Consider the following 25,584-nt stretch of genomic DNA (forward strand, 5'->3'; position numbering starts at 1 on the left):
TCTCCTAAACCTCTATTAATTGTATGGCAGATACTGGATGAACTTTGCGTTTCTCTATAGGCGGAAGTTGTCGGTAATCACCAAATTCAAAAGTTAGAAATCCGTCATAATCCACAATACCTTGCAAAGGATATCCTTCAAAATTCATGTCGGCCCCAGTTTCAAACCATTTACGATAATAACAATATTCTTTGTTAGGAGAAGGCATTAAAAGGATTCGTACACGTTGCGTATTATTCTTATTGCTTCTCACTATTAACCTATTTAAATAGCTGAATATCATCGTTTCCGGTATATTGCTTAACAGACTATACCACCGTCGGCAAAACATACTTTTATCTGCATATTTACCAACTGCCGACCACAGAATCTTACGAATGCAAAAGCATTCTATATCCTTTAATCTCCGTAATATAAAAGAATCCGGTACCCCGTCCAGCGGGAAAATGTCAATAAAAACGCCTTGCTCATAAGGCATATGTTCCTGATACTCACGCAAAAAAACAGTACCTTTTCGCCGTAATTTTCCATATCCCCAACGATATCCCGGCGTATTACGGTAGTCCTGAAAATAAAACCGGTCGTGATCAAGTTCTTTTTTACAAGCCTCTCTAAATTTCTCATATTCAGGTCGCAGCATGGCCAGATCCGCATCGTCATCCCATGGAATAAAGCCGCCGTGACGGACTGCGCCTAATAAAGTACCACCAATAATATTGTACTTAATTCCGTATTTTTTGCATATACGGTCTACTTCAATCAACATTTCCAGTTCTATCATCTGCAGTTTTCGTAATGTATCGTTATCTAGCTGTAGCAACCGCATTCATCCTTTTGTACGTTTTCATATTTATCCATTTGCCGAGAACAAGCATTGCTCAACGCTTACAATTTGTGAGCGGTTTATTCTATGTTCAGTCCTTTTTCATACTCATCCACAACTCTTCGTCCATGATCCGGGCAATTCGTAATAAACACCTCCACACCCAGCTCGCACAGCTTTTTCATGTCGGTTTTCACATCCACTGTCCACACATGAACTGCCAGTTTTTGCTGTTTGCACTCTTGCCAAAAACCGGGGTAATCCAGCAAATGCCTTCTGGGATGCAGCGCATTCACCCCCAACGCTTTGCCGTAGGCCGGTACGTCAATAAAGCCATCCATATACAAAAGGCCTGTCCTTGATTCCGGGGCCAGGCTTTTTATCTTTCGTACCGAATAATGGTTAAACGACGAATAAATAATGCGTTCCGCCAGCCTCATCTTCTGCGCCAAGGCGGTTGTCTTTTCTTCCATTTTATCGTAAAAAACGACATTATTCTTAAACTCAATATTCATTTCCAGGTTATTGCCCTGCATCATTTCAAAAAACTCTTCCAGCGTCGGGATAGCCATAAATCCGTATTCCGGACGGGTTTTACTGAAGCTGAACTGCCTTAGTTCCCGCAGTGTCAGATCTTTAACCCAGCCCGCTCCATCGCTAACGCGCTGGATGGTCTCATCATGAATAATGACAAGCTGGCCGTCTTTCGTCAGTTGCACATCCAGTTCGATACCGTCCGCACCCATGGCTACCGCCTTTTCAAACGCCGGCATAGTGTTTTCCGGCGCATACTGGGTATCCCAGCCCGCCGCTCCGCGGTGCGCCCATACCTTGGTCTTTGCCATTATTTCCTCTCCTTAAATCATATCAGGTTTTAACCGGCTGACTTCTCTGTTCCAGAAATTTTTCCATAAGCCCAGCTAACGCAACTGATTCATCACGCGTAAGCTTAAAGCCGCCGCTGCTGTGACCGTTAATTGTCGCGATAAAATCGCTGAGTTCGTAGCGCAGACCATCACCCAGAAACTTGGTATACACCTTTTCGTTCTGGGTAAAATCCTCATAGCAAATCTCGAATTCCTTAGTTAGCCACCAGGGAGCAGGTACAAAAATGTACCCTCTGGTACCGGAAATAAGCAAATGTCCGTCAGACTTTATCTTCAACCCGGTTTTTGATGTGGCAATATTGCCACCATAGTTAAAATACGCCTTCGTATAAATATCCACGCCATTATCCGCCAAAAAGCTTTTAAAGTAAACATCCTGATAGTCCGTACCCAACAGCTTTATAATCGGCAGTAATGTATAGCTGCCAAACTCGGTAAAGCTTCCCCCGTTTCGAATATCTGTCACTTCCCTCAAGTGGGAGGGCGTCAACCGGGTAAAGCAGGACTCCACATCGCGAATTTCGCCAATAACACCGCTCTTCGCCAGGCTGATTAAACGGATGAAGCCGGGGACATAGGCCGTTTTTAAAGCTTCCATCAAAATGCAGTTTTTTTCCTTTGCCAAGTCAAATACTTCTTCCGCCTGCGCTTTTTGCAAGAGCATCGGCTTTTCACATAATACATGCTTGCCATGCTCTAATGCTCTTTTAATATAACCGTAATGCGTCTCATGCGGCGAAGCAATATTGACGGCATCCACATGCTCGTAGAATTCTTCTTCATCATCTGTGGCAAAAGCCAGGCTATGTTCGGCAGCAAACCTCTCGGCGCTTTCCCGGCGCGGATTGTAAACCCCTTCGATATTTAGTCCGCTAACAAACTTCGCCTCAGGAATAAAGCGCCCGGCAATCCGGCCGCTGCCAACAATGCCCAGGCGGATAATTTTATAGTTTTGGGCCCGCTTCATGGTGCTGGAAATGCCCTTTGTCCGTTCCAGATACACGACCTCGCAATAGTGTTTAAGATAATCAAACATGCCTATCCAATCAGAACCCACTGTAAAAACATCCACCTGGTATTTTTGAATATCTTCAATCTTCTGCCCGGTATGATCTTCGATAATGATTTTATCGGCAAAGCCGGTTTTTTTGACATTTTCAACCCGTTCCATCAGAGAGTCCACAATATTGAGCTTACCGCGGCTTTCGTCGTAGTGTTCGGTGGTTACGCCGACAATCAGATAATCGCCTAATGCCTTGGCCCGCTGCAGCAGCCGGTAATGTCCTTCATGGAATAAATCAAACGAGCCGTAGGTTATCACTTTCTTCATCGTCACTCGTCCTTTACATATATCGTTCGATCCGGTCCGGCACCGAACCTCACCAAGTCCAGCCGCTTTTTATCCGGACTGACAATCAGGGTATCCCACAATTCCTGGGTAATCATGCCAAGCTCACGTCTCTCAGTAACAAAGCCCGGCGCTTTCTTTTCCTGCATATCCTCACATTTGGCGCAGCCAATTGAAATAATCGGGAACAATCTATCGCGGTAAACATAGTCAGAATGGGCATGCCCGTGAATATAGGCCAGAATGTTGTTTTGTTGGCGCTGGTGTCCTTCCAGGACAGCCATCAGTGCGTTCCCGCCCCGGATTTCATCTGACCAGTAATCCAGTCTTGCCAAAGGAGCGTCATGACTGAAAATTAGGATAGCAAATCTCTCCGGGCTGATTTGTAATATGCGCTCCAGCCACCTAATTTGCGCCGTATCAAAGCCATAACGAATTTTCTCATTGTTATCATAGGCATTCAAGAAAATGCAGCGGATTTCCTGCCTAGGATAGTCAGTGTAATAATATGGCAGGGCAGGATCACTTTTATAGCTTTTACTATGCTGCTGATACAATTCAATTTGCTCTTCCAGCGAAAATACATCCGGATTGCCAGCAAAGTAATTGGCATCATGATTGCCAAGCACAATATGAATAGGAATAGACAGCCGCTGCAAGTCGGCAAGCATTCTGTTCACGTATTTCCTGGTAAGCTCCCCCGGCACCATTCCGTCCGTCAAATCACCCAAATGGACGACACTGTCAAAGCCTGCCGCCTGATGCACTGCCTGCAAATTTTTCGCCGTGTCCTGCCAGGTACCGTTGACAGTATAGTGCGTATCGGCAATAACGGCCAGCACTAAAGCCCCGTCTGTCTTCAAAGCTCGGACTTTTTGCGCCGTATCTTCGACTTCCGGCAAAAAAACAGCCTGTATTTTTTTATCGTCCCCGACGGTAGACACAAATCTTAAAATTTCATTAATCCGCTCTGCTTCCTGCGGACAAAACGCAGCACCGTCAAGCCGCTTCAGGCATATGCGGAAATAGCATGCAGTTGCAAATACATAATCCTCTTGCCGGTAGCTGTCGCCGCTTAAATCCCCGGCATAAGAGACCCAGGCCTGCTCCGGGGCGTACTCATAGGTATGCAGATATTTATGTTCAAACTCCCGTGTATAAGTTGCCACATTAAAATAATACTGTTTATCCAAAAGCTGTAACCGGCTTCCTTTATCTGCCGGATAAAATTGCAGACTGGACATCCGGTCAGGCTGATTTTTTCCTATCATGCCTGTGGAAGCGTATATCGTTATACCGGCCTTCACTGCCAGTTTAGTCTCCCGCATCGCACACCTGTCCCATAATATATTGATGTACTTTTTTCCCGCAGCTACCATCAGCGTTATTGATGAAGCCGGCGTAAGCCTCCTGCTGTGCCTGCTTGTCATGACGTCCGGCAACCACATACTCTATAAAACTCTCCACATTGCGCCAAAGACCATTTTCAGCTGTCATATAAGGGGCAGCCGCGCTTATGCAGCCAAAAGACTGCTCTATCGGGGTGGATAAGGCCTGTACATCAGCTTCAGCTAACCGGCATGGCTGCAGCCTGCAGGTTTTCGTCACCGTATCAACAACAACTAAACTGCGATCATAGGCGGACAAAGCCATGATTATATTATCGCCACCGGCAAACGCGTTAAAAAAGTTCGGCTGCTGCTTATAAAAGGCCGATTTACGCTCACCAATCCCGTAAGGAAGTGCCAGATCAACCTGCTCAAGGGTTTCAGTGGACAAGTCCAGACGAATAACCTTATTCGCGTAGCAAGGGAATAGCCAGATAGCACCATTCATTTTTACCGCGCTGCTGAACATGTAGGTGTCACCACTGTTCCAGTCGGCGTCGCAGGTAAAGTCCTCCGGATAAATAGCATATGTTTTCCAGTCACCGGTCTGACTGTTCCATTTTACAATCGCTCTTGTTTTCCGGGGAATCAGCCAGTATTCATCGCCATTTTCGATCATAAAAGCATAGCCTGCCTGCTCCTGACCTACCGTATGAAACTGGTATTTACCGGTTTCCATATCAAATTCCAAAAGCTTATTTGTTTGGACAGCAGGCAGCAGCAGCTTCTGCCCTCTGATGCGATAATCGCCTAGCAACCCATCATTCTCCTGGGTTCTGCATGCTAACAGTTCTTGCAGACATTCGGTATAATACCTGCATTCCCCTGTCATCAAGCACATGCGCAAAATAGCCGGATATCGCCACGGCAGCAAAAATACATATTGTTTATAGCGGACGATATGACCGAAATTCCCATATTCCAGCGGATTCTCCAGTGGAATTTTTTTGCACTCCCCTGTTTCCAGACTGTATTCGCAAATTTCCTTGGCATTTCCCGGAGAAAATAAAATGATATTATCCATTTTTAAAAATCGGCTGTATAGTCCGGCAAGCACCGGAAAATCGTCAAATTTCGCGACCGGCGTTATTTGGCCTGACACAAGATTCATTCTGCATAAGGCATTATATCCCTCAGCAATAAACCACACCTCGCCATTCTCAGCCAGCGTGTGCCCAAAACGTACTGACGCTGCTTCATCTGGCGTCGGAGTATCCCAGAGCATCATTTCGTTCGTAAAAAATACCGGCTTGCCGGCAATGCCAAACAGATGAACAACCGAAGAGGTGCTTTCTCCCAGATAGGCGTCGGCAATAGCTACCGCCATGTTAATATCCGGAGTCTCATCCAGCACCCCCAACCGCTTGGTGACAAACTCTTTTTCCAGCGCTTTGTATTTGGCATACAACTCAGGTCTCATTGATTTCAGTGTAGCAGTCATTAGGGGATGCGGGCGCCAAAGCAGCTCAATCTCCTTGTGCCTGGCAAAGCTTGCAAAAATAAGCTTCATCTTTTGCAGTGCCTGCTCACCAAACCGCAGCACGCTCGACAGGCTTGTATTGTATAAAATAACCTTTTTTCCACGAATGACCTTTTCCCAGGCGTTGGGGATTTTTTTGTTTTTTTCACAGAAAAATACTCTGTCCGCCTTGGGAGAACCCAGTGGCACCAGCTTCTTGGCTGGTATATAATCATGCAAGCAGGCATCCAACAGCTGGCCTTGCGTCATCCGGATCTGCATGTTCTCCTGCGGCACAACCATTTTATCCATGTACTGATAACACGGCAGCTGCACATGCGATTCCGGCCATTCTTTTCCCAAAATAAAGTACGGCACATAGACAAGCATATCGGTATGCTTTTTCAGTTCCTGCGAATAATACCTCGAATCAACAGAGGTGACCAGATTGCAGCCGTCAAAGGGGTTATGAATATAAATTGCATCCGGCCTGCGCTCAGCGACATCATACTCACGGTAATCCGTTACCGGCACATAATCGGGCAGCAAATTAGCCTCATAGTGCCACTTAGCGGCTGTCCCGTCAGGATTTCTGTCACAATACGGTATCGGCACCACATAGACATCGCAATGTTCTTCATCCTCCCGCGCAGCCAGCCAGATACTCTCCAGGCTGTCCCACATGGAGGCCTTATAGGGCAGGAACAAAATTTCTTTTTTGGCTTTCCCTTCCTGTTGCAGCTCTGTTGCTGCCATCTGCAGCAGCTTGCAGGTTTCATCCAGCCATTCCGGGGATAGAACTACCTCGCTGCTCGGCTGCATAGCATGGATCAACCTGTCAAACAGCTTTGCATAGCGGCTGCTATACTGCCTTGCGGATAAACCGTCCTGACAAGCCTTCGCAATGGCAGCTATTCCTGCTGCACATTCTGCAAACATCGCGGTCTGCCCCGATGTCTGTATATAGCGGATTCCTTCCTCCACTGTTGATAATAACTCAATAAGCTGCGCTCTAACCAGCCTGTCCATCCAAGCCCTCCTGTTCCGGCAATGCCTAGTTCTTCACGGAATTTAATATTTCCTCAACCCGCGCTTTCACGCTGCCGTCATCCAGTTTGTCAACATTCCAACGGAGGTAGTCGTAAATATTGTTGCTGCGATACCCTGCCTCAAAGGCTCTGACAAAATTCTCTGCAGCAGCCACCGGATGGCTCAGACGGTGCAGGCAATAGCCTTGGTTATAATACAGCAGCGGATGCACAACCAAGCCTCTGCTTACAGCATGTTCTGCCGCATTGTAAAAATAGGCCAGTGCTTCTTTGTAGTGCCCTTCTTTCAGGAAGATGCCGGCGATGGCAATAGTTAGTTGGTCCGGGAAGCGATTACTTAGAGCCAGGAGCTTATGCTGTGCTGCCTCATCAGCCCAACGAATGAAAAGACGGGTCAAGCTCAAGAAGGCGGCTTGGTCTTCTGCAGTAAACAAGCTGGGGGCGCCTTGGTAAGCCTCCAGAATATGCGCATAGGCAGGCGGCAGAACAGTTAAGGCAGCGGTCATATATTCTTCCTTGCCGCTTAAGAGTGCTGTTGCTGCGGCCAGCAGCCCTAGGCTGTTATCCTGCTCTGCGGCATAGCAGGCCAAAATAGTATTGAAAGCTTTGTCATAGTGACCATTAGCCACCAGCATTTGCAATAGTACATAATCTTGCTGGGGATATTTTTTCTCCCGCATTGTCGTATAGTAGGCCAATACCCGGGGTACGGCATGATGAGTCAGTCTTGTTGCCAAGAAGTCCAGATCAGCTTGTCGTTCAAGGTCATATACAGTATTCAGGAAAGCAATGATGTCCTCTGACGGTTGGGTACGAATCAGCTTAATAATGCGGTCAAAGATAAGCGCTTCATACTTATCCTGCTGCAGTGCTTCCAGGTAATAGCCCAGCGCCGTACTGGCATCATTCTTAAATTCACTGATCGCCCCCAGCATATTGTACAGGCTGCCCATGTGGGCAGGCATGTCGTTCATACCCATGTCGGTATAGCTTTCATGCAATTGCCTGGCATACTGTGCTGTCTGCCAGGCCGCTTCATAGCGCCTGTCCTCATAAAAAAACATGGCCTGATAAAAATGAAATACGGGATGGCGCGGGAATTTGGCAATGGCGTTAGACACTTCCGCCTGAATCTCTTCGTCCGGATACGCACTCTGCTGCATGGCTTCGATTAACAGCGAATAAACGCGCGCGTTCAAGGCATTCATAGGGTGTCCGGTAGCCATGAACAAGCGAATATAGTGGATGACCTTGCCCCACTCTTTTAAGCCGGAATAGCTGTCGGCGATATAGTAAAAATATTCCGGCCTGGCGGAGGTGTCACCAGATACTTGTTGCAGCAGCGCTGCCAGGTTGCGCTGCGACTTTTCTTTTAAACCAGTTGCGGAATAACCGGTGTGGTGTAGCAGCAGCTCCTGCCTGTCTGGCAAGAAAGCCTTCAGCTTCGATACATCCTGCAAATAGGCCAGGCTTTCGTGGATGGCGCCGATGTAACGGATGTGCTTGTTGTTTTTAAAAACCCGCATTTGGATAAATTCATTGAGCATTGTCCCCGTATCTTCATCCAGATTTATCATGCGGCAGCTTAACGCGTGAAAGCTCTTATCCAGGTTTTGCAAACAAGGGCGCAGGTTATGGCCTGTAGCATTAGCGAAATATTCATCGGCATCCAAAAAGACAATCCAATCGCCTTGGGCCTTGGATATGGCATAGTTTTTCGCGGCGGAAAAATCATTGTTCCAGGGGAAAAAAAAGACCTTGGCACCCAATTCTTGGGCAACGGCAATTGTTTGGTCAGTGGAACCGGTGTCCACAACAATGATTTCATCCACAACCATGCGGTAACTCTCAATGCAGCGGGCAATTACTCTTTCTTCATTTTTGGCAATCATACAAGCTGATATTTTCATTGTACGCATTTGTCCTTTCAGTTAGATTAGGATTTAGGATATAGGACTTAGAAGAACCTAAATCCCATATTCTAAATCCTAATTTTACTAAATAAAGGCCAGAGTATATACTCTGGCCTTTATACCTGATAAATTCCGAATTACCGGAGGAGCTGGAGCACGCCTTGAGGCTGTTGATTGGCTTGTGCCAGCATTGCTTGAGCGGCTTGGGAAAGGATGTTGTTCTTTTGGAAGTTCATCATTTCTTTTGCCATATCTACGTCGCGAACACGGGATTCAGCAGCAGTGAGGTTTTCGCTGGAAGTGTTCAGGTTGTTGATAGTGTGTTCCAGACGATTCTGGACTGCACCCATCTTGGAACGCTCTGCTGATACTGATTCAATCGCGTTGTTGATGATAGTGATTGCTGCACTGGCTTTATAGTGATTGCCAACATTCAGTGCGCCTTTATTGACACCGTTATCAGTAGCATCGCCATTATTGTCGCGCAACTTGAGATCGCTGGCTTTCATCGAATTGATACCGACCATGATATTTTGACCGCTGTTAGCGCCAATCTGCATCGCAAAGGAATTACCAACACTAGAACTTGAAGCTATTGCAGCCTTGGTGGTAATGGTAATGCTTTCGCCATCTGCCAACACACCTATGTTGTCAAATGCAATGGTTTGACCGCCAAGTGCAACGGTTGTGCCAGTGAGATCGCTAGTGGCATCAAAAGCAGTAGTACCGCCTTGGTGGTAAACGCTATATGTGCTTCCGTCAATGGATACTGTAGCCTGACCGGAAACTACCCCCTTCGTAATGATAACAACATCGCTCTGGTCAACAGCTTTGATAGCAGTTTCATTAGCCGTCGTATTCGCCAAATTAATCGTTGCTTTGCTGTTGTTCTGCAGAGCAGCTTGGCCATCTTCTGCATCTATTTGACCTTTTTTGCTGCCATCAAGCAGTTTTTGAGTATTGAACTCAGTGGTATTGGCAATCCGGTCAATTTCGTCAGTCAACTGGTTGATTTCTTTTTGGATCTCGCCACGGTCAACCTTGGTGTTGGTATCATTGGAAGCTTGTACTGCCAGCTCGCGCATTCTTTGGAGAATGCTGTGGGTTTCGTTCAGCGCACCTTCTGCGGTCTGAATCATGGAAATGGAGTCCTGGGCATTACGCTGGGCTTGATCAAGACCACGAATCTGGCCGCGCATTTTTTCGCTGATGGCAAGACCGGCGGCATCGTCACCGGCACGGTTGATACGCAGACCGGAAGAAAGTTTCTCTAAGGATTTGTTGGTTTGGGTGTTGTTATTAGACAAACGGTTATAAGTATTCAACGCTGGCATATTGTGATTAATAATCATGGTTATGGTTCCTCCCTGAATTTTATTAGCCTAGGCATCCTTGCCCGGCAGAATCTACTTCAGTATGAACTCCTGTCCGGCCGGTACAGGAATAGTTTACTGACCTTCTGCTAGTATTATCGGCAATACCGGTTATTAATTTAGAGCCCCATTCCGCCATTTCTTTGCATTATTGCTTTGTTATGAATTAATTCTCCGTTTTTCTCCATTATTCGACTGTTTATAAAAAACTTAATAAATTTCTAAGAAAAAAAACCGCAATAGCGGCTATAGGGCTTTGCGTATTCTGTTGATATCCTCGTCATGCTGCACACCTTGTCGCATTAAGTATCTAATGCTTTCACCCATTCTGTCCTGATTTGTTTCTACTTCTTCGACTTTCCTGTATGTTTTTTCAAGCATGTCCAGTATAGCGGCATCGGCCTCTTTAATGTTCTTAATTTCGGCCTGAATAGCAACCTGGCCGTCTTTGAGTCCTTTAATGTCACCCCGCATAGCGGTAATGTCACTCTGCATAGCAGTCTGTCCGTCTTTCAGGCCTTTGATTTCAAACAATATCTGTTTTAATAATTCTTCCACATTATCACCCCTCGTACTTATACGGCTATTTTATTTAGCCGCAGCCTGCTGTCCCCGGGCCAGTTTCATGGCTTGCATCCAGGTATCGCGAAGCTCTGTCAGCAAATTCTTTGCTTCTTCCAGCTGGCTTTTATCTTTTTTGATATTGGCCTGGATCAAACGGTATTCAATATAATCATACAGCTTAAAATAGTTCTGGGATATCTCGTACTCCATATCCAGGGTACACATAAATTCACGCACAATATCCTGAGCCCGCAGATTAGCTGCATTGGCTTTTTCCAGGTTGCCTTGTCCAAGGGCCTGCATGCTCTCCGTGATAAAACGAATGGCTCCGTTATATAGCATTAATGTCAGTTCCTCAGGCGAAGCTGTCATGATTTGCTGATTTTTGTACACATTGGCGGTGTTTGCCGCATTCATAGGTGTATCCTCCTGCTCTTATCTATATGTAGCCGGCTGCCGGTTACGCCTTTTTGTCCAGCAGAATTCCTATATACTCCCTGATTGCCCCAAGAGTGTCCAAGAGTTCATGCGGCGGAAATTCCTTCAACACTGTATCTGTTTTGGTATCCACAAGGCGAACCATCAGCCGCTGGGTTTTTTCATGAATTTCAAACTTAAGATCGGCGTTAAACAATTGCATGATTTTGTTGAGGTCATCCGTTGCCTTGGCAACATCCTGCTCAAGCTTTGTCTGCGCTTTGAACCCGGGTTGTTTGTTTTCCTCCTCCGCGATGGGCTCAGGCTGTCTTTCAGGCTTCGTATTCACGCCCGCGCGGCCGCTGGCTTTGGCCGCAGTAAAAGCTGCTGAGGTATTGCCTTTGCCCAGGATAGTGGTCTGAATATCCATATGTAAGCACCTCGCCGTGTTTATTCTATAACTATAGTATCGAATAAAACCGCAAAATCTTTAACAGCTTTTCGGAAAATACACTTACCGGTTACGGCAACTTAATGTTCTGTAATATATCGTTCCCGGGCAAAACAGCAGGACTGGCGGATTGTCTATTTTCAGCGACAATGGCGTCATAAAGCTCCCCTCGGTATATTTTCACTTCTTTGGGAGCATCTATGGCCAGACGGATGCTGTCGCCTTTGATATCAACAATTGTTAGGATAATATTATTATCAATTACGATACGTTCACCGATTTTGCGGGTGAGAGCCAGCATGCTACTCGCCCCCTTTCCCGGTTGGAGCAGGAAGTCCCTGGGGAAAAAGGCGGTGGCGCACCGTATAGCGGGACTTTTCCAGAACAATTTGAATAGCTTTGCGGGTATGGCTGTTAACCAGGATCGGGGCCAGCAGATTGGCGGTCATTTCCTCGGCTCTGTCAGGAATACGAATGATATTGAAGATTTTGGGCTTGTTATCGTCAGCTATTCCCAATTCGGCTGCAACCGCATCGTCTAGGGCAAAGCTGTAATCCGGGAAGAAGGTAAAGGGCTCAGCAATAACAAAGGTCAAATCAGGCTCATTGAGCGACTGAAGAAAGAAAAAAGGACTATCCGGCTGATAAGGCAGAAGGGCAAACTCCTTTTCCTCGGGAAAGCCGGGAAGAGCATGGGGGAACTGGATAAGCTGGCTCTCGGTGATGTCTAATTCGCCAAAACGGGTGGACTTAATGCGCATGGGTGGCCTCCTGTTTTCTTCCATAATAAATAATAGCGAATTGGGCAGAGTTCTCCGCGCTCTGCCCAATAGTATGCCTGCTTATATTATAGCTAATATACTTGACGGTAACAATCCTTATTTTTACTACGCGCTAATATCTACCGAGTTATCTGTCACCCACATTTTAATGCTGGGGTATTGAACCATCCGGATATCGACAGTCGCCGGCCGGAAGTCCATGTTGACTTTGCCTGGGATTACGTCGATGGTAAGACGGCCGGGCGTTGGCTTAAAAGTGGGCTGGTGGGCTGTATAGCGTATGACCGGCGGTTCCAGGCGAGCCCAAATAACCTCTGGCGGAAGCTGGGTGTTGGCCTCTGCCGCCAAAGCGGGTATAGGGTCTTCACCTGATACTTCGGCGTTCATCAGGCGATCCCCTTCCTGCGCTATACGGGCAATGATATCAAAGGCCGTCTGGCGGCCTAAATCGGCATGATCCCGTGCCAGCCGTATGTTGGTTTTCTTGCCGTACGAAGCGCGAAAGGCTTCCCAGTCAATTTCCAGATCACCTTTTGGCTGACTGATTTCGACGGTTGCCGGCTCGCTGTCGATACGAAGCTGCGGCCGGGTGGTGGTCAGCCGCATATCGGCGCGGGTTGTCGTTATGCTGGTTTTGGCAGGCTGGGTGGAAATGTTAAGGGTAAGCATCGAAATCGCTCCCTGTGATATATTCGGTCATACTATGCCCGCTGGCGGCAGCAATTTAGCTCATAAAATCAACAAGCGACGGCGGCATAAGCTTGGCGCCGACCGACAAAGCGGCACGGTAGATGCTTTCGCTGGTTTTGAAATCAATAATGGCTTTGGCAATGTCAAGATCCTCATTAGCCGATACATCCTCGGTAATAACAACATTGTTTTTTTCCAGCAGCGCCTGGGCTTGGATGTACATGGCCATGCGGGCTCCCATTTCGGTCTGGGCCTGAAGGATATGGCTGTGGGCATTATCTACCAGGTACAGGCCTGATTTAGAAAGCCACTGCAAATCCCGGTCAGAAGCAGTATGCGGCAGGGTGTAGGTGTCACCGGTTTTGTTAGCAGTAGCTGCAGTCAATTGATATTCAACAGTTGCTGTCCCCAAACCATCTGAATCGGTTATGGTGACCTTGCCTGTTCCATCAATTGCGATTTTAGGATTAGGAGGAATGCCTCCGCTGCTCTCCCAGGTAACGCCTCCGTCAAGGGAGTAGGATACTTTTGTTGGCAGACCGGTTCCATCCACTTCTTCAATTCTCAAAGTAAATGCATTATGCGCATCAGCAGAGGTTTGGCTAATATCCCCGCCTGACGGATTGCTTTTTGCCGAGGTCTGGCCTTTCAAGGCTTCTTTAACTCTGATAAGATCGTTCAACACCTGGGAGGTTTGTATTTCTTTGCCATTTTCCGTAATTGTGTGAAAACCGAAAACATCTTCCCCGGTAAGATTTACGCTGTCCTGCGAAGGGGTTACACTACCTGGCTGAATACGCATGGATATTTTGTTGGTATCGCCCGAATACACGACAGCTTCTGTCTGTGTTCCGTCAGCGGCTGTCACCGTACGCCGCTGAAAAGGTTGAATTTTATCATTCTGTCCGGCAAAAACATAGCGATCACCGATCTTGGTGTTGCCGATTTCAATCATCTGGTTGATAATGCCGTCAAGCTCATTGGCAATAGCATCCAGTGCCATATCCGGATTAGGGGATACGGCTTTAATGACCAGTTCCTTGGCCCTAATGGTCAGAGAACCCAGGTCGCTCATGGCGCCGTCGGTTGTTTCCATCCATGAAATAGAATCTTTGACATGCTGGGTATATTGTTCATTTTCCTTGAGGTTAATATTAAACCTGAGGCTCCTGATGGTTTTGACAGGATCATCGGACGGGCGGTGCAGGGCTTTGCCATCGGAAAGCTGCTGCTGAATTTTGTTTTGACGTCCAAGGTTTTTATTTAAGCTAATCATGAAGTTGAAGGACAGCATGTTAGTGCTTACTCGCATATGTTAGTTCCCTACCTTCCGACAACGCCTGTGCCGTTAATAAGTTTGTCAAGCATTTCATCCATGGTGGTCAGTACCCTGGCGGCGGCATTATAGCCTTTCTGGAAGCGAATCATATCACTTATTTCTTCATCCATGTTAACGCCAGATACCGATTCGCGCCAGTTATTGATCTGGTTGACCAGAGTTAACTGATTCTCGGTAAGGCGTTCGGCATTTTGCGTTTGAACGCCAAGAGCGCCGATCATCGAACCGTAAAAAGTATCCAGCGAGGAACCGCCCAACAAGGAAGAAATATCTACTTTTAAGCGATTACCCAAGTTGATTGCATTGTCGCCGGCGGCATTGCCCTGAGGCTCTTTGGGGATGGTGAAAGTATATGTATCACCAACAGCATTATCGCTGTCAGAATTAATCCGGATGGTAATGCCGTCGCCCAGAACGAACTGTTTGGGTTCTGCCACCTGATTGGGGTCGGCACTCAAAGTACCGTTGCCCAATATTGTTCCGTCTGTATCTTTAATCTGATAGCTTATTTGAGTGACAGCCCCGGTAACGGGATCACGGCCGTCAATCCGTACTTCATAGCTGGGAGTAACAGCACTGCCGGTATAATTCCCGCCAATAACCGCTTTACCGCCCGCAGGATTGCCTTGCGTAATATCAAGGCTTCCCACCATGGTCTTAGCGGCAATCCGGCTCAGTCCGTCAGCCGGATTAAACAGATCGGCATTCATTGTCAACGCATCAATCCAGAGCTGCGCCCTGGGTACACCCGGATGGTCAACACTATCATAGCCGGGACCGAACAGCGCGTCATAGTTGTTGGAGTTATTGTAGTCGGTTGCAGTACCATTGCCTGCCGCGCCAAAGAAGTTATAGCCGGTGTTATCATTAGGGTCATTGTTAATGCCATAACCGTCCCGGTGTACGGCATTAAATTCCTGCAGCAAAAACTGACTCATAGTGGACAACTTGTTCAGATACGCTTTGACGCTGATATCGCTGTCGCGGGCATCGCCTGCCGAATCTGCCGATGTCTTATCTCTGGAATCGATCAGCCCTTTAAGCTCACCGCCGGTAAAGTTAATGACGGTGCCGGTTGCTGCGTCCTTAACATCGACCACTTCATAGCCATAATCCGGATCCTTGCGTGATTCGGCTTTCAGTTTATTGTTGGCATAACCGTCCACCAATACCAGACCGGAGGATTGCACCGTATAATTTCCCGCCTTGTCTTCCGTTACCCGGACGTTGATAATCTGCGATAACTGGTCCACAAGATAATCCCGCCGGTCACGCAAGTCGTTGGCATGTGCACTGCCGCCCATTTCGACGCGGACAATCTGCTTGTTTAAGGACAACATCTCTTCGGTAATTTGATTAATTGTGTCCACCCGGATGCCAATAACGGTATTGATATCGCCTACCATGCTTCTTAGTTGCGTATTGGCCTGCTGAATGGCATCCACCACTTCAACGCCCCGTTCGCGCAAGGCGGTTCTGGCGCCATTGTCCGACCCGTTGGTCGATAAAGTGTTCCAGGCCTTCCAAAATTTATCAAGCACGGTTTGCATGCCGGTTTCGGTAGGCTCCTGGAATACACCTTCCACCTGCCCCAGGGTATCTAATATAGTCTGACCATAGCCCAGCGTGGAAGTCTCTTTCCACATCTGCTGATCGATGAAGCTGTTCCGGATTCGTACAATCGACTCGGTGAGAACACCGGTGCCGATCTGCACCTTGCCAATACCGGTATAGACGGCTTGCGGGGCTGAAGTGACAAGGTTGACTCTCTGCCGGGAATAACCAGGGGTATTGGCATTGGCGATATTATGCCCAACGGTGTCAAGGGACATCTTCTGAGCGTTAAGGCCTAGTACCACAGTATTCAGACCGCTAAATGTTGAGCGCATATAATTCCTCCATTATGTGTCTCTCGTTTTCCTATGCCTTGGCATCAAACATGGACTTACCCGCCCTGCCGGTATCCGGCTGCCCTTTGGGCGCATAGGTGGGCTCGGCTGTGCTTTGGCTCAGGATATTGATGTTATAGTTAATATAATCCAGGGATTGTTTAATCAGTTTTTCATTAACCATATTGAGTTCTACCAGTTCGGCAGTCACTCCGGCAAAAGTCTCGCTGATGACTCTCAGTTTAGCGGCAGTTTCCGCTTCGGCCTGCTCAATAAGCACCGCCAGGGCCGTCTGGCCGGGAGGCAAACTCAAAGCCGCCGCAAGCTCGCCGGTCAGCGTTTGGCGCAGTTTCTCCAATTTGCCGGCTTCAATGATGAGCATTTCCTCCTGTTTGGTCAATTGCTCAAGGTCCTGCGGGTTGACCGCTACCAGAACTTCGCGTTTTTTCTGGCTCAGTCGCAGCAACGCCTGATAGATTTGAAGATTCTGGGTTAGAAGAAGTATAAGTTTATCCCACACAGCTGTCACGAATTAAACAGCCTCCTTTTTATGTGACTAATAACAGCGCTCATTTTTCGAATAGGCAATGATTCTTTCGGCAAGCTCCCGCGAGTCGACCTTATACTGGCCTGTAGCAATCTTATCCGAGAATTCCTGTACTTTGGCCTCCCGGACTTCAGGCATGTTTTTTATCGCCCGGAGATGCTGGCTTACTTCCTGAGCATGACTGGACAAAATGACTTCATCCGGACGCTGAGTCGGACTTACGCCCTGGCTCTTAGCGCCTTTGGACACTTTGGTTTGTTCACCATAGACTTTGGTAATATTTTGGATATTTTTTATATTCATATGAGCACCTCACAACTCAGGAATTCTTATTTTATTATCGTCAAAAATGGCGGGGTTATTAATCCCCGCCACAAGCAATTAGAACGAATTATTAAGCTATATCGCGTTGTTTCACTGTTTTTCTCAAGATATCAACGTTATTTATCATCCAAGACTTTTCCATACATCCGCGAACGCTGGCGCTGTGAATTTTGTGGTTCATGCTTTTCATGCTGGTCGTCCGTATGTATCTGATCCAGGATATTTTTACTGCATTTATCGCACAAGCGTCCCTCGTCAATCAAGGTTCCACAGGTTTCACAGGGATAAGAAATGGCACTGCCCATGATGCGGCCACTGCGAAGCAGGCGCAATATAATCTTGTGTTTAACGCCGGTGGCTTGGTGGATTTCTTCGAGAGTAGCTTTGTCTATATCGCGCAGATACTCTACTACCTTTTCCGCATCGTCTTCTTGCCTGCGGTAACATTCCGGACAAACCCTTGCTGCATTTTCAACATAAACTTTGCCACATTCCGAACAATTCGCAAGTCCCATGAGTTGGCCCCCCCTTTTTCTCGTTATCGTTATTATATAGCATTTTCATGCTATAGCCTAGGCCTTTAGGCTCATTTCTAAGATATTGGACATTTTTTTATAAAACCAAGCAGGATTATGACGGTTTTTGGCTAATTACTTTATTGCTTATTTTACGGTTTTTTACCCTTTGGTTTGAAAAATACGTGCTTATATCGTATTCTTCGTTGTTTAAATTATGGAAATCAGACAAAATAGTGACTATTGATGCTGATCTCCAAGGAAAGGCAGTTTGTCGTGTATATGCTGACGCTGATGCAGGACCCCGAAATTTATGCCACAGATACGGAAACAGTCAATGGCATAATTGCCAATTTTATGCAGCTTATTCAATTAAAGAATGCCAAACTATTTTTGCACAGCCATCAGGTAGCCAATTATGCGGTCAGTGTTGCCGCAAAAATGAGGCTTCCGCGGGAAGAAATTGAGCGTATCCGTTTGGCCGCATTGTTACATGATGTAGGGCAGATTACCGTGCCCAATCAGGTTCTGGCCAAGGTGCCTTATTTGTCGACCCGTGAGATGAGTGTGTATAAAAATCATTGCAATGCCGGCAGTTGCATGTTGGAAAATATCCCTTCCTGCCAGGAGCTTATTCCCTATATCCGTTTTCACCATGAACGTTTTGACGGCACAGGCTATCCTAAGCGGCTAAAAGGCGTAAACATCCCGCTCGGCGCACGCATTATCGCGGTAGCCAATCACTATGACCGGTTTATTAACCCGTGCACACAGCATTGGGTTAAGACCAAGGGCGAAGCGGTCCGCGAGCTCTTGAGCCTGTCCGGTATGGCCTTTGATCCGGAGGTTGTCCGGGCGTTTATTGATGCACTGGGATAAGTTACCGCGCCCCGCTGGCCAGTGCCAGTCCCTTAACCGCCAGCGCCCCGGATTTTTTGAGCGCTTTTGCACATTCATCCATAGTCAGTCCGCTTGTGAAGATATCATCAACCAGCAGAATACTTTTCCCCGCTACTAATTCAGGGCGCGTTACGGTAAACGCGCCTTTTATGTTTTTGCGGCGTTCTTTTAGCCTAAGCTCCCATTGAGGCAGGGTAGGGGTTGTACGGGCAAGTGCCTCGGCCCAGGCCAGGTTTCGCCTTAGTGCCCAGGGTTTGAAAATAAGGGCGGTCTGGTTGAAGCCGCGCTCTTTGAGACGGTCGGCATGAAGCGGCACAGGCACTACCGCGTCAATACCACGGTATCGCTCTGCCGTTACGCCATAGTCCAGCAGGTATCCCAGTTTGGCGGCCTGACGGGTGATGCGGCGGAATTTCATGTCACGAATCAGGCGCTGCACCTGACCGTTATATTCGGTCACCGTCAGGCAGGCATCCAGCCATTGCAGCTTATGTACAGCCAGTGAAACCTGCCTGACGGTGACGATCTTAGCAAGACACGCCTGGCACCAGCCGTAGCTGCTGCCGGCCCATTGCCGACAGGACGGACAGCGCCGGGGGAAAATCAATTCAAGCAGAGCTTCCAGCCAATCGGTTAGCATAAGGCTTCACCCCGGAGGCGTTCGGCCAGCAGCGAATAGCGGCGGCGGGTCCGGTCACTCATGACCGCGGTGTTCAAGGCTGCCTTGGTGCCCAGTAGTATAACCCGCTCTTTGGCCCGGGTAACGGCGGTGTATAAGAGATTACGCTGCAGCATAATATGATGGCCCGGCGTAAGCGGCATGACAACAACCGGATACTCGCTGCCCTGGCTCTTGTGCACACTCATGGCATAGGCCAGGGTTAGCTCATCATGTTCGCCTTTGTCGTATACTACATCATCTTCCGGGTAGCGGACAAGCACTTTGCCGTCGGCAATAGCCAGGATGTAGCCAATATCGCCGTTAAAAACCCGTTTGGTATAATTGTTGCGAACCTGCATGACTTTATCGCCTTCCCGCAGCACCTGGTTGACGCTCTGGATGTAGTCCTTGCCGTCCTTGGGCGGATTGAGCGCCGCCTGCAGCAGCCGGTTCAGATTCTCGACCCCGCAGGGCTGGCGATGCATAGGGGAAAGCACCTGGACATCGCGCCAGCTATCAAAGCCTTCTTGAGTCAGCTCGGTTTGGCAGAGCTCGACAATGGCCTTGGCTGCCGACTCACTGTCAGGCATTTCACGAAACTGAAAATCATTACTGCCGAATTCAGGCAAGCGTGCCCGGTTAATCCGGTGAGCGTTGAGCACGATCATGCTTTCGCCTGCCTGGCGGAAGACTTCAGTGAGCCGCACCACCGGGATGGCACCCGACCGGATAATATCCTTGAGCACCGAGCCTGGTCCAACCGCCGGCAGCTGATCAACATCACCCACCAGCACCACCCGGCAGCCGTCCGGTACAGCCTGCAAAAAATAACTGGTTAAAAGCATATCCATCATGGAAGTTTCATCGACAATCACGGCATCCGCATCCAGCGGATTAAGCTCATCCCGGGCAAATATCGGCTCATCATCGGCCCCGCCCCCGGCTTCGAGCAAGCGGTGGATGGTCATAGCCCCGCGCCCGCTGGTCTCGGCCAGACGCTTGGCAGCCCGGCCGGTGGGTGCACCTAATACGATTTTTAGTCCCTGCTGCTCCAGCAGCGCTAAAATACCTTTGACAGTCGTCGTCTTCCCTGTTCCCGGTCCGCCGGTTAATACCAGCACCCCATGGGTCATAGCGGCCGCCAGTGCCTGGCGCTGCGCCGCTGCCAGGGTAACTCCGGCAGCGGCCTCCCACTGGTCCACCAACGCTTCCGGGTCAATGCCCTCCAGGGGCTTGGCTTTCTCCTTGAGCAGGAGCAGGCGGTCTGTCACCAGCTTTTCGGCCCGGTAGAGATAACGCGGGTATACCAGGGTCACACCATGGAAATCCTCGGTATACAGCTTCCCGCGCTCAATTTGCTGTCTGACAACGGCGGCGATCTCGGTTTGCTCAATATTGAGGAGTTTGGCCGTTTCTTCGGTGAGTACCTCCTCCGGCACGCAGCAGTGACCGGCCTGCCCGGTCATGAGCAGCGCAAACTGCACTCCTGCCGCCAGCCGTGAAGGATGGTCCCGCTCAAAGCCTAAGGCGCCGGCAATCTGGTCGGCAATCCGAAAGCCAATGCCTTTTACCTCTTCCGCCATTCTATAGGGGTCTGTCTGAAGCACGGCAACCGAGTCTGAGCCGTAACAGGCAAAAATCCGGACAGCGTAGGCGCTGGTGACACCATGCATTTCTAAAAATAGCATAACTTCCTTCAGCTCGGCCTGCTCGGCATAGGACTGGCGGATTTGTTCCAGCTTCTTGCTGCCGATCCCCTCCACTTCAGCTAAGCGGTGGGGGTAAAGTTCAATAATCTCCAGCGTCCGCACGCCAAAATGCTTAATCAGCCTGGCGGCCATAGCCGGGCCAACGCCTTTAACCGCCCCTGATGCCAGAAACCGTTCTATGCCCTGCTCGGAGGTTGGCTGAATACGCCGGCAGGCTGCGGCTTTAAACTGCCGTCCGTAGCGGGCATGCTCCACCCATTCTCCGGTCAGCTTCACTTGCTCACCGACAAGCGGCGCAGGAAAACTGCCGGTTACGGCCACGGTTGCCGTTTCATTGCCCGGCTTAAGGCGAAATACCGTAAAGCTGCCATCGGCTGCCTGAAATGTTATATTCTCTACAATACCTTCCAGATTATTATCCACCGTTATAACTCCCATTGCTTAGTACATCCAAACATAAGTTCCTTTTTCTTAATTCGCACCCCCCGAGAAAAGTCCTGCATATTTTTTCATTGAAGAGGAAGGATTTTCGTTACAAACAAAGTACTATATACATAGATATTGCATTTACTACAACGATTTACAAATTGTGAGGCAGAACTATGAAAGAAAACATGTACACCTACCATTACTTTCAAAATCGCGCCATTAAGCGCCCGTCCCGCATTGCCGGTCTTGTCTTTCAATTGGTACTTTTGTCTTCCATTGTGTATAGTATTGCTGCACTTTATCTTAAACCATGAGGTAAGATTTTAACCACCGCAGGCAATAGACACAAACGAATGCCCTGTTTACCGTATACCGGTAAACAGGGCATTGCTATGTTGTGCTACAGCCGTTCGGCAATGACCCTGGCCAGTTCGTTAATACTGGCTGCCAGTGTTTCCAGCCTTGCTTCCATGCGTACCAGCAGGTAGACGGCCACTACCATCGGAAAGCCGTAGCCGGAAACAAACTCGAATATCGGTTCCATCAGGCTCCCTCCTTTCAGAGGCTTACACCAGTGCCACAGTTTCCCGGTTGCTGATGCGGGCTTCTACCTGCCCGGCCAAGGTGTTGCCTTTGATGACAAAAATATTTTTGTCGATGATGTCCTGCATCACAGCCTGCACCTGAGCCAATGTCAGGTCATCCTTGGGGTCGGCCACACTGATAACCGTCTCTTTGCCGGCACTGTTAAGAAACACCATTTGCAGCGTCTTAGCCATAAGTTATTCCTCCTTTCTTACCGTACTGCCGGGGGAAGCTTGCCGCCCCCTGTTACTGATTTACGAGATTGTTCAAGTCCTGGCGGACAATGTCTGCCAGGGTGTGCTCCTGCAGACCTGCCAGCCCTTCGGCCACTGCGAACAAATCGCTGTCGGCCACGCCCGGATTGACATTGGCGAATGTCCGGTTCCGGTAAACCGGATTACCGGAAGCGTTTACACCGGCCTGCACCTTGAGCACCAGCTTGCCGCTTTGCGGCATTTTTACTACTGCCATGCTGCTCACCTCCTTATGCTCTCATACATTCCGGCCAGGATTGGTTTTAAATGGGTAACAAAAGATTTTTCGCCAGTTGCTTTCTTAAGCGGGCCAAACCGCGCTGCCTCAGACTATAGACGGCCTGGGGCGTAACCCCAAGCTCTGCCGCTATATCTGCCAGCCGCGCTTCTCCCAGTAACGTCCTGACTACGGCTGTCTGCTGTTTAGCCGGCAGCAAGGCTAACGCTTCCCGGACGGCTGTGACGGTAAAATTGGCCTCCGCCTCGGCCTCCACATTGTCGGCTGCTGCCAGAGTGTCCAGCAAGCCCGGCCTTTCTTTACCTTCCTCCTCCGTACTGCCGGTCAAAAATAGTTCCTGCTGCCAGCGCCGCCGTTCGCGTTTGAACAAATTCCATACCGCATACCTGACCCGGCTCTCAACATAGCCGGCAAACCGGACCCCGGCGGCCGGATCATAGGTTCGTACCGCCGCCGCCACTGCCAGCCACCCTTCGGCGGCGGCCTCTTCTTTAATCCCGGCCACATGCGGCTGATTGGCATACTTTTTCACCAAGCCGGTAAACCGCCGGCAAACTTCCGCAAAAGCCTCTCCGTCCTCATTCCCGGCCTGGGCCTGTATAACCAACTGTTCGATACTCATTATCCTCACCTGTCGGCGAGGAACCGGTCCCTCTGAAATTAGCGCCTGGCTACAGAGTAACACCGCCGGTGAGGAAAAAACAAAAGCCGTCCCGGCTCAGGTCAACGCCCGAGCCAGGACGGCTTGCTGCATAAAGCGTCCACGAAGGACGCTTTATGAGCAACAGAACTACTTGTTATGATGTTGTCAGAAAAATCATAATTTTAGTACTGAATTCTTACCGGATTTCCCGTATAATGAAATTAGGACGGGATTGGAGCCCGTCCTAAACTGAATAAGGAGGTGAGTGCTATGCACTTGAAAACGAAATGGTTCAGGCTAACCGTTTCAAGCGGTGCTTTATGGGTGATTTACCAAATCATCCATGAAGCTACCAAGTAGCCTCCCTATTCTCCGAACGTCCCTGCAGTCACAGGGGCGTTCATTTAGTATCTATGTTCATTATAACCGATTTATACTAATTTTAAAAGTTTTATTTTAATTGTCTATTTCAACCTACTCCCCGGTAAGCTCCACCCAGGCGATATACTTTTCATCAAGCTCAGCCTGCCTGACCGCATATTCGTCAGACAGTTCCCGGCTCAGCGCGGCGTCAGCATGACTCGCCGGGTCATTCAGCCGGGCCTCCAGGGCTGCTATCTCATGCTCCAGCAAAGCAATCTCTTCTTCCAGCTTTTTAGTCTGTTTCGCCGTATCCGGCTTGCGCCAGCTGTTGCCTTTGCCGGTGTCGGCTTGCACCGGGCGCTCCTGCTTGCCGCCGTTCTGTTTCTTTTCCCTGGCAACAGACTGGCTGGCCGCCTGCGCAGCCTCCTTTTCTGTCGCCGCTTTCTTATCGCGATAGTAACTGTAGTTGCCGGCATACTCGGTCAGTTGTCCGCCCTCAAGCTCGACAATACGGTTAGCCACTTTATCAAGAAAATACCGGTCATGCGACACTGTCAAAAAAGTACCGGGAAAATTCATAATGGCCTCTTCCACAGCTTCCCGCGCCGCAATATCCAAATGGTTGGTCGGCTCGTCCAGTATGAGGAAGTTAGCCCCTGCCAGCATAAGTTTCAATAACGCCAGCCGCGCCTTTTCACCGCCGGAGAGATCGCCCACCAGCTTGTACACATCATCACCGCGAAACAAAAAGGCGCCAAGATAATGGCGTGTCCGCTCCTCACTAAAAGCAAATTCACGCATAATCTCATCCAACACACGATTCGTGTCAGTCAGCGTCTCATGCTCCTGGGCAAAATATCCCAGCCGCACCCGGCTGCCCAGCTTGACCCTGCCAGCGGTTGGTTCCAACTCACCGGTGAGCAGCTTTAACAAAGTAGTCTTGCCTGCGCCGTTCGGCCCGACCAGAGCCACCCCGTCACCGCGGCGGATTAACAGCGACACGCCGGCAAGCACCGTCTTATCCCCATAGCCTGCCACCGTCTCTCCTAGCTCGGCGACACGGTCCGCACATTCAGCCGGTGGGTTAAACACGAAAAAGTCAAACCCGGTCCCATCTTCCGGACGGGCAAGACGCGCCAGCCGGTTGAGCTGGCTTTGCCGCCCGCGTGCCTGCTTGGATTTGATGCCTGCCCGGTAACGGTCAATATAAGCCTCGGTTTTGGCAATAAAAGCCTGCTGCTTACCATAGGCCTTTTCCTGAGCTGCCAGCTTTTCCGCCTTTTTCTCTAAATACTCACTGTAATTACCGCTATAATCGGCAATACCGCCGCTCTCAATGGCCAGGATTCGTTCGGCCACTTTATCGAGAAAATAACGGTCATGCGAAATCACCAGCACGGCGCCGGAATAGCTCAGCAAAAATTCCTCCAGCCACTCAACCATGCCCAAATCCAGGTGGTTGGTTGGTTCGTCCAAAAAGAGGAAATCCGGCTGCCGGATCAGCGCCCGCGCCAGGCAGATCCGTGTTTTTTGCCCACCGGAAAACTCATGGGTTTGGCGCGTCAGGTCCTCTGCGGCAAATCCCAGGCCAAAGGCCACCCGCCGCACAGTATTTTCATATTCATACCCGCCGCCCCGTTCAAACCGTTCAACAACCTGCGCATAATCCTTCATCAGCTTGTCAAGCTTGTCCGGATCTTTTGTTACAGCAATATCGGCCTCCAGGCGGCGCATATCCTGCTGCCACCCCAGCACATCACCATAAGCTCCCACCAGTTCATCATACAGTGTATTGTTACCCAGGCCGGTGTCCTGTTCCACATACCCGATCCGCTCGCCCGGCGTTAACGCCACATGCCCGCTGTCAGGCTTCTCAAATCCCAGTAAACAGCGTACCAGGGTTGTTTTGCCCACACCGTTAGGTCCAATCAAACCCACCTTTTCCCCACGCCTGATTTGAAACTGGATATCGCTAAAAATATTTTGTATACCATAGGCCTTGCTCAGGCCGCTAACTTCCAATAAGCTCATGTCTTACCTCCCT

Annotated in this window: 27 protein-coding genes; 2 read left to right on the plus strand and 25 right to left on the minus strand. The window is 49.1% G+C overall.

Annotation, left to right across the window (positions count from 1 at the left end):
- Positions 1-4: 4 nt before the first annotated feature.
- The 18 genes from GT1_RS15585 to GT1_RS15670 all read right to left on the minus strand — a co-directional run bounded on the left by GT1_RS15585 (position 5) and on the right by GT1_RS15670 (position 17,758).
- Complete coding sequence (locus tag GT1_RS15585; protein ID WP_223226298.1) at positions 5-781, minus strand: phosphorylcholine transferase LicD; 777 nt, start codon at positions 779-781, stop codon at positions 5-7.
- A 122-nt stretch (positions 782-903) separates the two neighbouring features.
- Positions 904-1,668, minus strand: a complete 765-nt coding sequence (locus GT1_RS15590) for a glycerophosphodiester phosphodiesterase (protein WP_188399496.1) — start codon at positions 1,666-1,668, stop codon at positions 904-906.
- Between the two features lie 22 nt (positions 1,669-1,690).
- Positions 1,691-3,040: a Gfo/Idh/MocA family oxidoreductase gene (locus GT1_RS15595; protein WP_188399497.1), complete on the minus strand. Its 1,350-nt coding sequence runs from the start codon at positions 3,038-3,040 to the stop codon at positions 1,691-1,693.
- A 2-nt stretch (positions 3,041-3,042) separates the two neighbouring features.
- Positions 3,043-4,386, minus strand: coding sequence for a metallophosphoesterase (locus GT1_RS15600; protein ID WP_188399498.1), 1,344 nt, complete (start codon positions 4,384-4,386; stop codon positions 3,043-3,045).
- A complete protein-coding gene (locus tag GT1_RS15605; protein ID WP_188399499.1) occupies positions 4,373-6,934 on the minus strand; it encodes a hypothetical protein in 2,562 nt (853 codons plus the stop codon). The genes GT1_RS15600 and GT1_RS15605 overlap by 14 nt, the downstream gene beginning before the upstream one ends.
- Positions 6,935-6,959: 25 nt before the next feature.
- Entirely contained in the window at positions 6,960-8,864 is a 1,905-nt protein-coding gene (locus GT1_RS15610; protein ID WP_223226299.1) for a glycosyltransferase family 2 protein, read from the minus strand.
- A 140-nt stretch (positions 8,865-9,004) separates the two neighbouring features.
- Positions 9,005-10,219 (minus strand): flagellin, encoded by a 1,215-nt coding sequence (locus GT1_RS22655; RefSeq protein WP_188399501.1) that lies wholly within the window; start codon positions 10,217-10,219, stop codon positions 9,005-9,007.
- Between the two features lie 267 nt (positions 10,220-10,486).
- Positions 10,487-10,798 carry a hypothetical protein gene (locus tag GT1_RS15620; protein ID WP_188399502.1) on the minus strand — a complete coding sequence of 104 codons (312 nt, stop codon included), beginning with the start codon at positions 10,796-10,798 and terminating at the stop codon, positions 10,487-10,489.
- Positions 10,799-10,828: 30 nt separating this feature from the next.
- A complete protein-coding gene (gene fliS / locus GT1_RS15625; protein WP_188399503.1) occupies positions 10,829-11,221 on the minus strand; it encodes a flagellar export chaperone FliS in 393 nt (130 codons plus the stop codon).
- Between the two features lie 43 nt (positions 11,222-11,264).
- Positions 11,265-11,651: a flagellar protein FlaG gene (locus GT1_RS15630; protein WP_188399504.1), complete on the minus strand. Its 387-nt coding sequence runs from the start codon at positions 11,649-11,651 to the stop codon at positions 11,265-11,267.
- Between the two features lie 91 nt (positions 11,652-11,742).
- Entirely contained in the window at positions 11,743-11,973 is a 231-nt protein-coding gene (csrA, locus tag GT1_RS15635; protein ID WP_188399505.1) for a carbon storage regulator CsrA, read from the minus strand.
- A 1-nt stretch (position 11,974) separates the two neighbouring features.
- A complete protein-coding gene (gene fliW, locus GT1_RS15640) occupies positions 11,975-12,433 on the minus strand; it encodes a flagellar assembly protein FliW (RefSeq protein ID WP_188399506.1) in 459 nt (152 codons plus the stop codon).
- 126 nt (positions 12,434-12,559) lie between these two features.
- Positions 12,560-13,123 carry a DUF6470 family protein gene (locus GT1_RS15645; RefSeq protein WP_188399507.1) on the minus strand — a complete coding sequence of 188 codons (564 nt, stop codon included), beginning with the start codon at positions 13,121-13,123 and terminating at the stop codon, positions 12,560-12,562.
- 55 nt (positions 13,124-13,178) lie between these two features.
- A complete protein-coding gene (gene flgL / locus GT1_RS15650; RefSeq protein WP_188399508.1) occupies positions 13,179-14,456 on the minus strand; it encodes a flagellar hook-associated protein FlgL in 1,278 nt (425 codons plus the stop codon).
- An 11-nt stretch (positions 14,457-14,467) separates the two neighbouring features.
- A complete protein-coding gene (gene flgK / locus GT1_RS15655) occupies positions 14,468-16,372 on the minus strand; it encodes a flagellar hook-associated protein FlgK (protein WP_188399509.1) in 1,905 nt (634 codons plus the stop codon).
- Between the two features lie 31 nt (positions 16,373-16,403).
- Entirely contained in the window at positions 16,404-16,901 is a 498-nt protein-coding gene (locus GT1_RS15660) for a flagellar protein FlgN (RefSeq protein ID WP_188399510.1), read from the minus strand.
- 27 nt (positions 16,902-16,928) lie between these two features.
- On the minus strand, positions 16,929-17,222 hold the full coding sequence (gene flgM / locus GT1_RS15665) for a flagellar biosynthesis anti-sigma factor FlgM (RefSeq protein WP_188399511.1): 294 nt from the start codon (positions 17,220-17,222) through the stop codon (positions 16,929-16,931).
- 137 nt (positions 17,223-17,359) lie between these two features.
- Positions 17,360-17,758: a flagellar protein gene (locus GT1_RS15670; protein ID WP_188399512.1), complete on the minus strand. Its 399-nt coding sequence runs from the start codon at positions 17,756-17,758 to the stop codon at positions 17,360-17,362.
- 276 nt (positions 17,759-18,034) lie between these two features.
- On the opposite strand from GT1_RS15670, the gene GT1_RS15675 reads away from it, so the two are divergent.
- Entirely contained in the window at positions 18,035-18,637 is a 603-nt protein-coding gene (locus GT1_RS15675) for an HD-GYP domain-containing protein (protein ID WP_075757257.1), read from the plus strand.
- Between the two features lies 1 nt (position 18,638).
- On the opposite strand, the gene GT1_RS15680 is transcribed toward GT1_RS15675, so the two are convergent.
- A complete protein-coding gene (locus tag GT1_RS15680; RefSeq protein WP_188399513.1) occupies positions 18,639-19,298 on the minus strand; it encodes a ComF family protein in 660 nt (219 codons plus the stop codon).
- Positions 19,292-21,466, minus strand: a complete 2,175-nt coding sequence (locus GT1_RS15685) for an ATP-dependent RecD-like DNA helicase (protein ID WP_188399514.1) — start codon at positions 21,464-21,466, stop codon at positions 19,292-19,294. Before GT1_RS15685 ends, GT1_RS15680 begins: the two co-directional genes overlap by 7 nt.
- A 164-nt stretch (positions 21,467-21,630) precedes the next feature.
- Between GT1_RS15685 and GT1_RS15690 the strand changes: the two genes are divergently transcribed.
- Positions 21,631-21,771 carry a hypothetical protein gene (locus GT1_RS15690; RefSeq protein ID WP_158027104.1) on the plus strand — a complete coding sequence of 47 codons (141 nt, stop codon included), beginning with the start codon at positions 21,631-21,633 and terminating at the stop codon, positions 21,769-21,771.
- A gap of 86 nt (positions 21,772-21,857) precedes the next feature.
- Here the strand turns inward: GT1_RS15690 and GT1_RS15695 are convergent, their stop codons facing one another.
- The 5 genes from GT1_RS15695 to GT1_RS15715 form a co-directional block, all read right to left on the minus strand.
- Positions 21,858-22,001 carry a YvrJ family protein gene (locus GT1_RS15695; RefSeq protein ID WP_188399515.1) on the minus strand — a complete coding sequence of 48 codons (144 nt, stop codon included), beginning with the start codon at positions 21,999-22,001 and terminating at the stop codon, positions 21,858-21,860.
- A 22-nt stretch (positions 22,002-22,023) separates the two neighbouring features.
- Positions 22,024-22,236: a DUF2922 domain-containing protein gene (locus GT1_RS15700; protein ID WP_188399516.1), complete on the minus strand. Its 213-nt coding sequence runs from the start codon at positions 22,234-22,236 to the stop codon at positions 22,024-22,026.
- A gap of 52 nt (positions 22,237-22,288) precedes the next feature.
- On the minus strand, positions 22,289-22,513 hold the full coding sequence (locus GT1_RS15705) for a DUF1659 domain-containing protein (RefSeq protein ID WP_188399517.1): 225 nt from the start codon (positions 22,511-22,513) through the stop codon (positions 22,289-22,291).
- A 46-nt stretch (positions 22,514-22,559) separates the two neighbouring features.
- Positions 22,560-23,156: an RNA polymerase sigma factor gene (locus GT1_RS15710; RefSeq protein WP_188399518.1), complete on the minus strand. Its 597-nt coding sequence runs from the start codon at positions 23,154-23,156 to the stop codon at positions 22,560-22,562.
- A gap of 495 nt (positions 23,157-23,651) precedes the next feature.
- Positions 23,652-25,571, minus strand: coding sequence for an ABC-F family ATP-binding cassette domain-containing protein (locus tag GT1_RS15715; RefSeq protein ID WP_188399519.1), 1,920 nt, complete (start codon positions 25,569-25,571; stop codon positions 23,652-23,654).
- Positions 25,572-25,584 lie beyond the last annotated feature (13 nt).

Origin of the sequence: Sporomusa sp. GT1, from assembly GCF_014634905.1 — a bacterium.
Taxonomy (GTDB): Bacteria; Bacillota; Negativicutes; order Sporomusales; family Sporomusaceae; genus Sporomusa; species Sporomusa sphaeroides.